General features: G+C 72.0%; 10 protein-coding genes. 3 read left to right on the plus strand and 7 right to left on the minus strand.

Annotated features, from left to right (window positions below; translation table 11 throughout):
• Nucleotides 1–19: 19 nt before the first annotated feature.
• The 4 genes from Vau01_RS21615 to Vau01_RS21630 are packed head-to-tail and all read right to left on the minus strand — an operon-like array spanning nucleotide 20 to nucleotide 4,338.
• Complete coding sequence (locus Vau01_RS21615; RefSeq protein ID WP_203995748.1) at nucleotides 20–670, minus strand: O-methyltransferase; 651 nt, start codon at nucleotides 668–670, stop codon at nucleotides 20–22.
• Between the two features lie 42 nt (nucleotides 671–712).
• On the minus strand, nucleotides 713–2,890 hold the full coding sequence (locus tag Vau01_RS21620) for a xanthine dehydrogenase family protein molybdopterin-binding subunit (RefSeq protein ID WP_203995749.1): 2,178 nt from the start codon (nucleotides 2,888–2,890) through the stop codon (nucleotides 713–715).
• Complete coding sequence (locus Vau01_RS21625; protein ID WP_203995750.1) at nucleotides 2,887–3,867, minus strand: FAD binding domain-containing protein; 981 nt, start codon at nucleotides 3,865–3,867, stop codon at nucleotides 2,887–2,889. Before Vau01_RS21625 ends, Vau01_RS21620 begins: the two co-directional genes overlap by 4 nt.
• A 3-nt stretch (nucleotides 3,868–3,870) precedes the next feature.
• Entirely contained in the window at nucleotides 3,871–4,338 is a 468-nt protein-coding gene (locus Vau01_RS21630) for a (2Fe-2S)-binding protein (RefSeq protein ID WP_239151759.1), read from the minus strand.
• Nucleotides 4,339–4,444: 106 nt separating this feature from the next.
• Here Vau01_RS21630 and Vau01_RS21635 point away from each other — a divergent pair, with 106 nt between their 5' ends.
• On the plus strand, nucleotides 4,445–5,338 hold the full coding sequence (locus Vau01_RS21635) for a LysR family transcriptional regulator (RefSeq protein WP_203995752.1): 894 nt from the start codon (nucleotides 4,445–4,447) through the stop codon (nucleotides 5,336–5,338).
• Between the two features lie 6 nt (nucleotides 5,339–5,344).
• Here Vau01_RS21635 and Vau01_RS21640 read toward each other — a convergent pair whose 3' ends face one another.
• From Vau01_RS21640 to Vau01_RS21650, 3 genes are read right to left on the minus strand one after another with little or no spacing between them, the layout of a single operon-like run.
• A complete protein-coding gene (locus Vau01_RS21640) occupies nucleotides 5,345–8,773 on the minus strand; it encodes a hypothetical protein (protein ID WP_203995755.1) in 3,429 nt (1,142 codons plus the stop codon).
• 31 nt (nucleotides 8,774–8,804) lie between these two features.
• Nucleotides 8,805–9,506 (minus strand): alpha/beta fold hydrolase, encoded by a 702-nt coding sequence (locus Vau01_RS21645; protein WP_203995757.1) that lies wholly within the window; start codon nucleotides 9,504–9,506, stop codon nucleotides 8,805–8,807.
• Nucleotides 9,507–9,523: 17 nt separating this feature from the next.
• Entirely contained in the window at nucleotides 9,524–10,753 is a 1,230-nt protein-coding gene (locus Vau01_RS21650; protein ID WP_203995758.1) for an MFS transporter, read from the minus strand.
• 205 nt (nucleotides 10,754–10,958) lie between these two features.
• Between Vau01_RS21650 and Vau01_RS21655 the strand changes: the two genes are divergently transcribed.
• Entirely contained in the window at nucleotides 10,959–11,954 is a 996-nt protein-coding gene (locus Vau01_RS21655; RefSeq protein ID WP_203995759.1) for a calcium-binding protein, read from the plus strand.
• Nucleotides 11,955–12,129: 175 nt separating this feature from the next.
• A complete protein-coding gene (locus tag Vau01_RS21660) occupies nucleotides 12,130–13,509 on the plus strand; it encodes a hypothetical protein (RefSeq protein WP_203995760.1) in 1,380 nt (459 codons plus the stop codon).
• Nucleotides 13,510–13,705: the final 196 nt, after the last annotated feature.

Consider the following 13,705-nt stretch of genomic DNA (forward strand, 5'->3'; position numbering starts at 1 on the left):
GCGCGGCCCGCTCGGCGCGTCAGGCGACCCGCAGCGCCGCCATCACGCCGTCGCGGATCGGGACGATGCTGCCGACGTACCGGTCGTCCTCGGCGACCAGGCGGTTGTGTTCGCGGATCGCGGCCGTCGTGCCCCGCTCGTCCGGTGGGTCGCCGCCGGTGGCCACCCGGCCGCTCCAGATCACGTTGTCGCACAACCACACTCCACCGACCCGGATACGCTCGCGGGCCGCCCGCCAGCAGTCGGGATAGCCCTCCTTGTCGACGTCGCAGTAGACCACGTCGAACTCCCCGGTCTCCGCCGCGAACCCGGTGAGGGCGTCGCCGACCCGGTAGCGGATCCGGTCCCACGCCCCGGCCCGGCGCAGGTACTCCTCGGCGAGGGCGGCGTTGCCGGCGTCGCCGTCGGTGCACACCACCTCGCCCGTCGGGCCCACCGCCCGGGCGAACCAGTACGCGGAGTACCCGTAGCCCGATCCGAGTTCCATGACCCGTCGGGCGCCGATCGAGCGGGCGGCCATTTCCAGGTACCGGCCGGTGGCGCGGCCGATGATCGGGAACCGGTGCTCCCGGGCGCGGGCCTCCATGTCATCGAGGACGGGATCGCCGTGCTCGGCGGCGGCCAGATCGGTGAGGTAGCCCTCCACCGCGTCGTCCATCCATTCACTCATGGCCGAACCGTAACAGCGGCGACGCCGTGCGCCGGCCGGTGGTCACAGCAGCATGTCGGCGGTGATGGGTAGTTCGCGGATGCGTCGGCCGGTGGCGTGGAAGACGGCGTTGGCGATGGCGGGTGCCACGCCGACGTGGACGAGTTCGCCGATGCCCTTGACGCCGAGCGGATCGACCTCGCGGTCCTCTCCGGGTAGGTAGACGGCGCGCAGTTCGGGCATGTCGGCGTTGACGGGTACCAGGTAGTCGGCCAGGTTGGCGTTGGCGATGCGGCCGTCGCGCGGGTCGGTGACGGTGTGTTCCAGCAGCGCCGTGCTGATGCCGCCGACCATGCCGCCGATGGCCTGGCTGTCGGCCAGCATGGGGTTGATGATGCGGCCGGCGTCGTAGACGCCGAGCATTCTGCGCACCCGGACCAGGCCGAGGCGGGCATCGACGGCGACCTCGGCGAAGGTCGCGGCGAAGCCGTAGAGGGAGAACCGCTCCGGCGGCGGTGGCGGGGTGAAGGAACCAGGTGCCTCGAGGTGGGTGCGGCCCTGGCGGGACAGCAACTGGCTGTAGGTCTCGCCGCGGGCCGGGTGATCGCGGACGGACATCCGGCCCGCACGGACGATCACCGTGTCGGGGTCGGCCCCGTGGAGCGGGGAGTCCACGTCGTGGACGGCGAGGGCGATCGCCTGCCGGCGGAGGTTGTCGCAGCCGTCCTGCACGGCGGATCCGACGCTGGCCATGGTCTGCGAGCCGCCGTGTGACGGGGTCGGCGGCAGGAGCGAGTCGCCGAGCCGGAACCGCACCCGGTCCACCGCCAGGCCCAGGGCGTCGGCGGCGACCTGCGTCATCGAGGTGTAGGTTCCGGGACCCATGTCGCTGGTGGCCGCCTCGACCACGGCGCTGCCGTCGGCGTCGAGGCGGGCACGGGCCTGCGCGGCGTCCCGTGACGCGTCGTAGCCGCCGGCGGCCATGCCGGTGCCGATCAGCCAGTCCCCGTCGCGCTGCGAGCGCGGCGCCGGCGGCCGGTTCCGCCAACCGAACTCGCGTGCGCCCACGTCGAGGCACTCCCGCAACCGGCGGGTGGAGAACGGCAGGCCGGTGGATTCGTCGTGCGTCGGCTCGTTGCGGTGGCGCAGTTCGACGGGGTCGACGCCGATGCGGTCGGCGAGTTCGTCCAGCGCCGACTCGATGACGAACGCGGCCGTGGAGTAGCCGGGACCGCGCATCCACACCGGCGTGTTCACGTCGAGCGGCACCGTCCGGTACTCCTGGCTGACGTGCGGCAGGCTGTACATCATCTGCCCGACCGCGAGGATGCCCTCGTGGAAGTTCTCGTACCTCGACGTCTCGGCACGGATGTCGTGGACGGCCGCACCGAGCCGGCCGTCCCGGTCGCTGCCCAGCCGGAGCCGGTACCGGTACGCCGGGCGGAATCCCGTCCCGACGTACATCTGCCGCCGGGTCAGCACCAGCTTGACCGGCCGGCCGACGACACGGGCCGCGAGCGCCGCGATGACCACGTGCGGCCAGCAGCGGAGAGCGGAGCCGAAACCGCCGCCGACGAACGGGGAGAGTACCCGCACGGCCTCGTCGGGCAGGCCGAAGACGGCGGCGAGTTCGGCCTGGGTGCCGCCGACCCATTGGGTCTTGTCCCAGACGGTCAGCCGGTCGCCGTCCCAGGCCGCGATGGTCGCGGGCGGCTCCATCGGGTTGTGATGGTTGCGCGAGGTCCGGTAGGTGACGTCCAGCCGCACCGCCGCGGACGCCAACGCCTCCTCGGCGCTGCCGCGTGCGTAGGCGACCGGTTCGTTGGCGGGCGCCGAGTCCAGGTCGAACGAGGGCCGCTCGGCCTCGTAGGCCACCTCGATCAGGCCGGCGGCGTGCTGCGCGCTCGGCAGGGTCGAGGCGACCACGACCGCGACCGGCTGCCCGAAGAACCGGATCCGGTCGTCCTGGAAGACGCGCAGCCGCTGTCCCGGCGGGTGGTGGGACCCGGCGTTGTCCCGGTACGGCAACCGCGGCGCGTTCACGTGACTGATCACCGCGAGCACGCCGGGCTGAGCGGTGGCGGCGTCGACGTCGATGCCGGTGATCCGGCCGCGGCCGACGGTCGCGTCGACCACGACGGCGTGTACCACACCCTCGACGGGGTGGTCGGCGGCGAACCGGGCGGCACCGGTCACCTTGAGCCGGCCCTCCACCCGCGGGGTGGGCGCTCCCACGGTCATCTGTCTTCTCCCACGACGCGTAGTTGGCGCTCCACCGTGCGGGTGAGCAACTCGGCCTTGAAACCGTTGTGGCGCAACGGCCGGGCGCCGGCGGCGGCGTGCTGCGCCGCGCGGATCCACAACTCCGGTGCCGGGCGCCGACCGACCAGGTGCCGCTCGACCGCGTGCAGCTTCCACGGCACGGTGCCCACGCCGCCGGCCGCGACCTTCGCCGCGCGGATCACCCCGTCGCGTACGTGCAGCACGACCGCGGCGGAGCACAGCGCGAACTCGTAGGACCGGCGGTCGCGGACCTTCAGGTAGCCCGAGGCGAGCGGACGTGGATGGGCGGGGATCTCGATCGAGGTGATCAGCTCGCCGGGCCGGATGGCATGTTCGTGCTGCGGTGTGCCGCCGGGCAGCAGCAGGAAGTCGCCGATCGCCACGGGGCGGGCACCGTCGGGTCCGAGCAGGTGGACGGTCGCGTCGAGCGCGGTCAGGGCCACGGCGAGGTCGGAGGGGTGGGTGGCCACGCACGCGTCGGAGGTGCCGAGGATCGCGTGGGTGCGGTTGTAGCCGTCCAGCGCGGCGCAGCCGGCGCCGGGCCGCCGCTTGTTGCACGCCGCGGAGACATCACGGAAGTAGGTGCACCGGGTGCGCTGCATGAGGTTGCCGCCGAGGCTGGCCATGTTCCGCAACTGCGGGGAGGCACTGAGTTCCAGTGCCTGCGACACGACCGGAAACCCGGTGCGGACCAGCGGATGCCGCGCCGCGTCGGCCATGCGGGCCAGCGCACCCAGTCGCAGCCCGCCGCCGGCCGTGGCCGAGATGTCGCGCAGCGGCAGCGCGTCGATGTCGACCAGGTGCTCGGGGCGTTCGACGGTTTCGCGCATCAGATCGACCAGCGTGGTACCGCCGGCGATGTACCGGCCACCGCGACGGCCGGCCGCCAACGCCGCCGGCACGTCGGTGACCGCGGTGTAGGAGAAGGGGAACACGGCTCACCCTTCCCCGGCGGCGGCCTGCTCGACCGCTTCGACGATGTTCACGTAGCACCCGCAGCGGCAGATGTTGCCGCTCATCCACTCGCGGATCTCGTCCGGCGAACCGCTGTGCCCCTCCCGGATACAGGCGACGCCGGACACGATCTGCCCCGGTGTGCAGAACCCGCACTGGAAGGCGTCCCGGTCGATGAACGCCTGCTGCAGCGGATGCAGGTCGTCGCCCGGCCCGGCCAGTCCCTCGATCGTCGTGACCTCGGCACCGTCGAGGCGTACGGCGAGCGTGAGGCAGGCGTTGACGCGGCGGCCGCCGACCAGCACCGTGCAGGCTCCGCACGCACCGGCGTCGCAGCCCTTCTTCGTCCCGGTCAGGCCCAGGTGCTCGCGCAGCAGGTCGAGCAGCGACGTGCGGTTGTCGACGGTGATGCTGTGCCGCCGCCCGTTGACGAGTAGCAGGACCGGGGTCACTGGTGTGTTTCCTTTCGTGTTGATCAGTGGACGGTACGCGCGCCGTCGCATTGAGAAAAGCGATGATTTCCGATCGAGTTGATCGTCACCGACTATGCTTCGGCCCATGGCCGACGTCGAGCTGCGCCACCTGAGAACCATGGACGCCATCGCCGAAGAGGGAACGTTCGGGCGGGCGGCCGCTCGGCTCGGCTACACCCAGTCGTCGGTGAGCCAGCAGATCGCCGCGCTGGAGAAGGCCGTCGGCGGCGCCGTCTTCGACCGACCCGGAGGTCCCCGGCCGGTGCGGATCACCCCGCTCGGCGAGGTGGTCCTGGCCCACGGACGCGATCTGCTCACGAGGGCGGAGTCGCTGGCCGACGCCGTGGACCGCTTCCGGGCGGGCAACGGCCGGATCGACATCGGTACCTTCCCGGCCGTGTCGAGGCTGATCCTGCCGACCGTCGTGCGCCGGCTGCTCGCCGAGCACCCCGGCTGCGACATCAGGCTCTCCGAGGTCACCCCGGAGGACCCGCAGATCGGGGACCTCGACCTGTTGTTCCACTACGGTCGGATCGAGGGCGACGTCGAGCACGTCGAGCTGCTCGACGAGCCGTACCTCCTGGTGGCCGACGCCGACGCGTTCCCCGACGGTCCCGTGCGGGTGAAGCTGCTCGACGACGCGCCGATGGTCGCCTGGCCGTCCACCCATCACCAGAAGTGGTTGGAGCGGACGCTCGCCGGCCACGGCGCGCGGCCCCGGATCGTGTTCCGGACCGCCGGTCACGAGACCGTCGTGTCAATGGTGCGGGCGGGCATCGGTTCGGCGGTGCAGCCCTGGTTCGCCCTGTACGGATCCGACGCTTGGTCCGACGACCGGCTCAGCATCCACCGCCTGCGGCCGTCGCCCACGTGCACGTGGTACCTGTTCTGGCCGGCCGGACGCACCCAGTCGCCCCTCGTCACCCGGGCCATCGAGGTCGCCGTCGAAGCCGCCGCCGAGCTGGCACAGCAGATGTGACGCTCATCAGCCGCCGTTCTGCCACGTCGCGGCGCGGGCGATGTCGAGGCCCGTGGTCCACGGGTCGTCGGACATCATGAGCTCGCGCAGGCGGATCGCGGTCCCGTCGGAGATCCGCGCCCTGGCCACCTGGCCCGTCGCCGGGTCGAGGTACAGGTCGACGATCTCCGGCGGGCGGAGCGCGGCGAGTTCCGCGACGGTACGGCCCGGGGAGCCGAAGACCGCGTGGGCGGCGTCCCGGCGGGACATGCCGGTGCGGTCGGCCAGTTCCACGGCGAAGGCCGGATCCGGGGAGAGCGGTCCGCGTTCGGCGAGGAGCCGGTCGAACCGCCGGACGGTGTCGGGTGAGCCCCAGTTCTGGTGGAACTGACCGGCCCACTGCCAACCGGGCGGAACCTCGGGGTCGGCGTCGGGGTCCGGCGCGTACCGGATCCCCGTCGCCCGTCGCTCGTGGTTGTCGTAGTCGAGGATGACGAGCGCCGATCCGGACAGGTGCCAGATCTCGCCTTCGGGTCGATCGAACCGCTCGGTCGCATCCAGGAGCATCCGGGACCAGTGCCCGGAACCGTCGGCGAACGGCGTGCAGGCCCACGCGTGCAACTCGTCGAGTTCGCCGGCCCGCTGGTGGGCCGTGATCCAGGGCCAGACGATGCTCAGCGCCCTACTTCCCAGCTCGAGGAAGGGAAGGCGGCGGCGATCGAAGGTGGGAACGTCGGTCACTCCGACCAACCCGGGCCGCTCGGTCAGGGCGTCCACCAGTTTGCCCGCCAGGAGCCGCCCGTGCGTGACCACCTCGATGTTCCGGCGGACCCGAAGGCCGGCGCCGGGCGTGAGGACGGCGGGCAGGCCGCCGGCGCCGAGCCGGGCGACGCCGTGCAGGCAGCGCGCGGCGAGCCCGGCCTGCTCGACGACCGCCGCCCGCAGCCGGGGATCTGTGACCGCCGGCAGCAGCTCGCCCAGCCGCCGGTCCGCCTCGCGCGGGCCGAGCAGCGCCGCCTCGGCCAGCGCGCCCGCGGCGACACGGTCGATCCGGCGCAGTGCCGCGGATCCGGCCGGGTCCACCGGACGCATGTGCCGCCACCAGCCCGGCGGCGGGACCGGGTGCGCGCCCGGTTGCACGTGCTGCACGACCCCGAACGGTGCCTGCGCGGTCTCCGTGCCGTCCGCGGCGTGGAACCGGAGCCGTCCGCCGCCGCAGCCGATCCGGGTGGTGTGGTCCGCGCCGGGGAAGGTCACCTCGGCGGTCTCGGGGTAGTCGGGGCCGGCCGCGTCGGCGTCGAAGGTCAGCAGGGGCCCGTGGTCGTCGCCGTACCCGTCCAGCCGGAAGACCCCGGTGCGGTCGGCCATCCGCAGGTCCGTGCCGTCGTACCAGAACACCGGCCCCGGATGGACGACCGCTTCGGGGAACAACTCGGGCATCGTCACCCGCCGGGTCAGGAGCTCGCCGTCGGTCCCGTACACCCGCGCTGGGTGGGTGACGACGGTCAGATAGTCGCCGTGCTGGACGACCAGCGCCTCCGTGCCGCGCTGCCCGACGATCTTCTCGGCGAACGGAAACTCCAGCTCGCCCGGAATACCGGTACGCAGCGCGCGGACCAGGGCGTCGACCGGGTCGGTGGGCGCCCATCCGCTGAGGAAGCCCGGGTCGAGGTCCGCGAACCCGGCCGCGGCCAGCGGCGCCAGATAGGCCAGACCGGCTTCCAGGGCGGGCAGGCCGCCCGCCTCGGTCTGCGTCCGCCAGCCGTCCACCAGCTCCCGGAGCGGGCCGGGCAGCGCCGCCCAGACCCGCCCCAGGATGTCCGTGTAGTCGACGTTGCCGTACCGGCCGATGTCGCGGACGAACCGGCTGATCCTGGCGACGGGCGGGCGGGTCGCCATGGCGGCGAAGTCGGTGCTGCCGGTGAAGGGTTGGCCGTCCCTGCGAGGGTCGGGCAGCGGCCAGGCGCCGGGCTGGGCCACGTCCAGCAACGCGCGCGGCACCGGCAGGCCCTCCCGGGGTGGCACCGCGGCCTGCTTCATCAGCTTCCGCAGGGCCGACGCCGGGCAGCGTGCGCCCGGTCCGGCGAACCAGTCCACCGGAAGCCGGCCGCCGGCCCCCGCGTCCGCGAGCGCGCCCAGCCACGCCTGCCGCAGCCGCTCGCCGCCGGTGGGCTCGGCCGCGATGAGCGCCGCCAGGGATCCGGGTTCCGCGCGGGCCAGCTCGACCAGCGTCGGGCGGGCGGTCTGCCACACCTCCAGCGGCGCCGACGAGAGTGTGCCCGAGCGCAGCATCCGGGCGACGTCCCGCTCCTCGCCGGACCAGCGCAGACTCGGGCGCCAGCACAGCCGCGGCGGCACTCCCGTGGCCATGAAGTCCCGGTCGAGGAGTTCCGCCCAGCCCGGACGCCAGCGCGGATCGCGTTGCCGCATCTCCGCCCGGAGCGCCTCGACCTGGGCATCGGGCATGAACCCGCTCTCCCACCACGCGGGAAGGTGGTCGTGAAAGCATTCGACGACCGCGCCGTCCGCGTCCGCCCGGACCCGCGCGTGCAGCCAGCGCCCGCGCGCCGGGTCGGCGTCCTCTTCGCGCCAGGCCGTCAACAGCTCGGACGGCTCGGGATCGAGCCATTGACCGCGGGCGTCGCGATAGGCGAACCCGGGCCGCGCGTGGCCCACGTAGGCCGCCGTGATCTCGCCGTGCGTGCGGGCCCACTCCACCAGCCGGGCCCGGGCCGGCCCCGCGACGGCTGCCGGTCGCTCCACCTCATCCGTGTCGCGCATGCCAACGGTGATCACGCCGCCGATCTGGTCCGGGTCGAAGATCGGGACCCGTCGACCCGGCGGCTCGCCGGTGCCGGCGGCTAGCTCCGGACGGCTCGAACCGGGCGCCACACCCGTTCGCGCGGCGATCCGCAACGCGGCCTCGACGTCCCCCTCCTCGTCCAGCGGAGCCAGGAGCGCCTCGATGACCGGCCGGTCGACCGCGCCCTGTTCGGCGGCGTCGACGAGGCGCCGGTTCGCCTCTCCCAACGCGTCGTAGTCCTCGCCCAGTTCGAGGTAGAGGTCCTCGACGGTCCCGCTGGTGTAGCCGGCGCCGTGGTCCTTGATCTCCGGAAGGGGTGCCTGTGCCCAGGACGACCCGTCCCACCAGTGGAGGAACGCGAGCATCGGTGTCGCGATGAGCCGCTCCCAGGGCAACCAGTCCGGGCCGCCCGCGAACGGGTCGACCGGCGGCACGTGTGCGTGGATCCGGCTCCCGTACGGCCGGAAGCCGTACAGCACCGCCCGCCCGCCCTCGACCCAGCCGATGGCGAACCAGCCGTCCCCGGTGTCGTCCTCGACCAGGCTCGCGCCGTCCACCGTGAACCCGGAACCGGCGAGCGACGGAACCGCCGCCGAGAGCACGGCATGGGCCGCGGCCTCGGCCCAGATCACCTCGGGACGCCGCACGCTCACGATCAACCCCCATGTTCATCGACGCCCGAGCCTATCCGGCCCGGTGCCGCACCTCGGTCGCGTACCGCACCAGCATGTCCGCCAACTCCGTGGGGCGGCTGAGCGCGACGCAGTGGCTGCCCGCGATCTCGTCGGGGACGATGCCCAGGCGCTCGGGTACCAGCCGGCGGAAGAAGTCGGGCGGAAAGAAGCGGTCCTCGCTGCAGAGCACGAACCTCGTCGGCACGTTCGGCCACGCGTCCAGCGGCCACGGAGCGGCGGTCGCGGCCGTGGACGGATGCGCGCGCTCCTTGCCCATCGCCTCCGTGGCCAGCGCCCGGGGGACATCGTGGTAGTAGCTGACGTAGGGATCGGCGTTGCCGGTCAGTCCGCCGTCGCGCCCGGCCTGTTCCTCCACCGCGCTCCGGTAGCCGGTGTTGGCCCACCACTCGTCCGGTGACTCACCCGGCGACGGGATCATGCCGGCCAGGAGGACCAGCACATCGGTGGGCAGCCGAGCGGCGACCAACGGGGCGGTGAACGCACCGAACGAGTGGCCCACGACGACCACGTTCCGCCGCTCACCGACCGCCTCGACCACGGCGTCGGCGTAGTCCACCAGGGTCTTGGACTCGTCGTCACCCGGCAGGTCGGGCGCCAGCACGTCGTGCCCACGCGCCCGCAACTCGGCCTCCACCAGGTGCCAGGACCAGCCGACGTCTCCGCCGCCATGGATCAATACGAATGTCGACATGTCATGCCTCCGGATCGTTACGGGGAAACGAGTTGTGTGGTTCGGCGGCGAAGTGCCGGGGTGACGGCCCGCTGCACCGCGTACAGGGCGAGTCCGGTCAGCGTGCACGCCGCCCACAGGGCGGTCCGCCCGGCGTGGTCGAGCAGTGCGGTGCCGAGTAGCGGTCCGAGCACGGCGCCGACGCTCCACGCGGTGGAGGCGACCCCCATGTACCGGCTGCGGAGGTCGGCCGGCGCGAGACCGGCGAAGGTGGCGCCGAACACGACGGAGACGCCGATCTGGCCGAGCGTCCACACGAGGATCGACCCGGCGAGGACGGTGCCGCCGTGCACGACGGCGGCGAGCCCGCCGCCGATGCCGACCAGCAGCATCGACACCGCCAGAACGGAGGTCGTGTCGCGGCCGTCGAGCAACCGCACCGCGATCGGTTGGACGACGACGATCAGGATCCCGTTGAGCGCGAGCATCGCGCCGTACGTTCCCGGGCCGTGGCCGTCGGCGGTCATCACCAGCGGGAGCGTGGAGAACGTCTGCAGGAACATCGTGAAGTAGACGACGTGGATCGCCGTCATCGCGAGCATCAGCGGATCGCGGCGGAGGACCGGTAGCAGTGCCCGTCGGGGCGCCTCGGGCGTCGACGGACGGGTCTCCGGTACGTGTCGCCACACGATCAGCGCCGCGAGGACCGCGGCCGCCGCGTTGATCCAGAACAGGACGCCGTACCCGTGCCGGACCAGGATCCCGGCGGCCACCGTCGAGACCGTGAAGCCGACATTGGCCGCCCAGAACAGCGAGCCGTAGGCGCGGAGGCGTTCCTGCGCCGGCAGGTCCGCCACGGCGGCCGATCCCACCGGGCGGAACAGTTCGGCCATGAGCCCCACGCCGACGGCCGCCACGCAGATCGCCGGCATGGTCTCCGCCGATCCGAGCGCGATCAGCGCGACGGCGGTGCCCAGGAACCCGAGCAGCATGGTGTGGCGTCGACCGATCCGGTCGCCCAACCAGCCACCCAGCAGTTGCGATCCGATGTCCCCGATGCCGACCGCCGCCACCACTGCCCCCGCCGTCGTCGGCGAGAGCCCCCGCTCCTGGGTCAGGTAGAGCACCAGGAACGCCCGGGCCACCCCGCCGGCCCGACTCACGAAGTGGGTCGCCATCAAAGCCCACACCAGGCTCGACCGCCGTGGCCGCGGCGTTGGGGGCTCGACCGCCGGCGTGACGGGCGTCAGGGTGCCGTTGGTTGTCATGCCACCGACGCTAGATCCGCAATGGCATCGCGAAAAGCGATTGTTTCCGATCGAGGTGATCGCTATCGCTTATGAATGCCAGGGCGCTGCCCATCGGTCACCAATCAACTACCAATCGCGCCGTGGCACCGTACCCCCGGCTCGGCGATCCGCCGGGCCGGGCGCCCGACCGGGCGCCCGGACAGGAGGAAAGGAGGGGGGACCGATGCTGAACTTCCGACGCGCCGGCGCACCGCTGGCGGCGACCATCGCCGGGGCGTTCGTGCTGGTGCTGCCGGCACCCGCGCAGGCCGCGCCTGTGATGTGCAACTTCCGCGTCGCGACCATCGTGGGCACGGCCGCCGGCGACACGATCACCGGCACCGCCGGTGCGGACGTGATCGCGTCGCTCGGCGGGAACGACGTCGTCAACGCCCTCGGCGGCGACGACATCATCTGCCTCGGAACCGGCAACGACACGCTCGACGGGGGCGCGGGCAACGACTCGTTCTTCGCCGAGGCGACCACCGACGGCGCCGACACGATCGCCGGCGGCAACGACACCGACAACGCGTACTACTACCAGCGGACCGCGGCCCTGACGATCCGGCTCGACACGGTGGCCAACGACGGGGAGACCGGTGAGGGGGACTACGTCAAGGAGGACATCGAGAACGTCCACGGCGGGAATGGCGGCAACCGGATTGTCGGCAGCAACGTGCCGAACATCCTGGCCGGGGGCAACGGCCCGGACACGCTGCTGGGCGCCGGTGGCGACGACACGCTGTACGGCATGGGCGGCAACGACGAGCTGAGCGGGGGAGCGGACAACGACTGGGCGTTCGGGCACACCGGTGACGACACCTACATCGCGGCGGCGGGCGTCGACGGCAAGGACTTCTTCGAGGGGTCGGTCGGCTCCGACACCGCCTCGTACGTGGCCCGGACCACGTCGGTGTACGTCAACCTGGACAACATCGCCGACGACGGTTCCCCCGGCGAGGGCGACGACATGCGCAACGACGTCGAGAACATCGTCGGCGGCACGGCCGGCGACACGCTGACCGCCCACTCGCTCGCCAGCAACAACCTCAACGGCGGGCAGGGCAACGACACGCTCGACACGACCGACGCGTTCGCCGCGAGCGACCGGGTCGACGGCAGTTTCGGCGCCGACACCTGCGCGTACGACGTGTTGTTCGACGTGGCGATCAGTTGCTGACCGACCACTGAACCGGGGAGACGATGGTGCGGGGCCGCCCGCACCATCGTCCGACAGCCGATTGTGCGGAACTGATCAAGAACCGCTCCACAAATCGATGATCACGGGTATCCGGAATGCATCCACACCGGTTTTTCACCGGTTTCGCACAGGCCCCTGCCTAACGTCCCGGTCGATGATGACGTGTGATGCGCCCGCTCCCGCCTTCGCGGCGATCCCGGTCGTCGAGCGACTCGTCGCCGCCGGCTCCGACCTCGGTGCGCAGCTCCTGCGCGCCTTGGACACCCCGCTGCGGGCCTACCTCGGCGCCCTGATCCCCGCGCCCGAGCCGTCGTACAACGCGCATCGCGCGCGGCTGGTGCGGGCCGTCGAGCGTTACCTGCACGCGCACGGGGACGCCGACGTCGACGCGGTGTGCGACCACCTGCTGCGGATCCCGGTGATGCAGCAGGCCGACCACTCCAACCTGCTGCTCGAGGGCGAGACATTCCTGCACAACCTGTTGTTCCACTGGGCCACTGCCGAGGCCGGTGTGTCGATCGCGGTGATGAACCAGTGCTCGACCGTCAGCTGCCTCAGCCGTCGGGTGCCGGTGCTCGGCCCCACGTTCCTGCGCAGCCGCGGCTCGCTGCTGCGCGTCCTGCCGGTGGCGAAGGCGCAGCTGAAGGACATGACGTTCTGCCTGATACCGGGTCCGGTGACGATGACGTTCGACCTGATGGAGGGCGACTGCGACGTGGCGGGCGATCCCGTGCTCGGCCGGCTCGTCGGGCGCACCTTTCCCGACGCGCCCACGGCGTACCGCATTGCCAACGACGAGATCTGGCGCTCTCTCGACCTCGACCACGGCGTGCGGCGGGTCGCGCTCGACGACGCGGTCTACGCGGAGTGCGTGGCGCTCCAACTGGAGGATCCGGACAGCCCGGTCACGCGGCTGCTGTTCGACCCCGCCGTCCGGGATGCGTTCGTCCGGGTCAAACGTCACCTCGTCGAGGATCCCTTGAACCTGGCGGTCAACCGGGCCTCGCCCGATTTCCTGTGGATGCGTAAGGGTCCGCGGCTCCACCAGGTCGTGCTCGACGGCGAGGGCGACCGGGCCCGCTGGGTCCGGGAGGTCGACGGGGCGCCGATGCCGGTGCCGTACGAGCGGCAGGCGTTCGTCGACGCGCTGCGGGCCGGTGACATCCACCCCGACCGGGTGCTCACCTACATCGTGCACTGCCTGCTGCCCGGCGTCGTCGCGGTCGGGGGAGTGAGCCAGCAGGACTACGTGAAGCTCTACCGGCGGATCCTGCTGGGCACGCACGCCGAGGTGCCGTTCCTCGACGCCGACGAGCTCGATCAGGTGAGCCGACCCGACCTGAGCCGGCTCGGCGGACGTTCGCTGCTCTCGCTGAGCCGCGAGGACGCGCCGTTCATCCGGCTGCTCGGGCCGCAGACGCCGCTGGGCGAGATGGCGGCCAAGTACCTCGATCTCCCGGTGGGCGAGACGGTCGGCGAACTGCCGGTGGTCGGCCACCTCATCCGGAAGCTCGACGCGCTCGGAGCGGCATAGATTTCGCGCACGTGGCGACGACGATCAATCTGGTACGGTGACGGCACAGGCGTCCACGGGGGAGGTCTATTTACGCAATCGCGCGAAACGCTTGTCACCGAATTGTTTGCGCAGCTCGCACCGTCTTTCCAATCGGTGTTGCTTTTGCGTGCGCGCGATATCGAATTGCATGCGTCGAATACAACAAAGTGATAGT

The organism is Virgisporangium aurantiacum (genome assembly GCF_016863635.1).
GTDB lineage: Bacteria > Actinomycetota > Actinomycetes > Mycobacteriales > Micromonosporaceae > Virgisporangium > Virgisporangium aurantiacum.

Coding starts and splice junctions, on each gene's coding strand:
- Vau01_RS21655 (WP_203995759.1), top strand. CDS start 10,959: ATGCTGAACTTCCGACGCGCCGGCGCACCGCTGGCGGCGACCATCGCC.
- Vau01_RS21620 (WP_203995749.1), bottom strand. CDS start 2,890: ATGACCGTGGGAGCGCCCACCCCGCGGGTGGAGGGCCGGCTCAAGGTG.
- Vau01_RS21635 (WP_203995752.1), top strand. CDS start 4,445: ATGGCCGACGTCGAGCTGCGCCACCTGAGAACCATGGACGCCATCGCC.
- Vau01_RS21645 (WP_203995757.1), bottom strand. CDS start 9,506: ATGTCGACATTCGTATTGATCCATGGCGGCGGAGACGTCGGCTGGTCC.
- Vau01_RS21650 (WP_203995758.1), bottom strand. CDS start 10,753: ATGACAACCAACGGCACCCTGACGCCCGTCACGCCGGCGGTCGAGCCC.
- Vau01_RS21660 (WP_203995760.1), top strand. CDS start 12,130: ATGATGACGTGTGATGCGCCCGCTCCCGCCTTCGCGGCGATCCCGGTC.
- Vau01_RS21615 (WP_203995748.1), bottom strand. CDS start 670: ATGAGTGAATGGATGGACGACGCGGTGGAGGGCTACCTCACCGATCTG.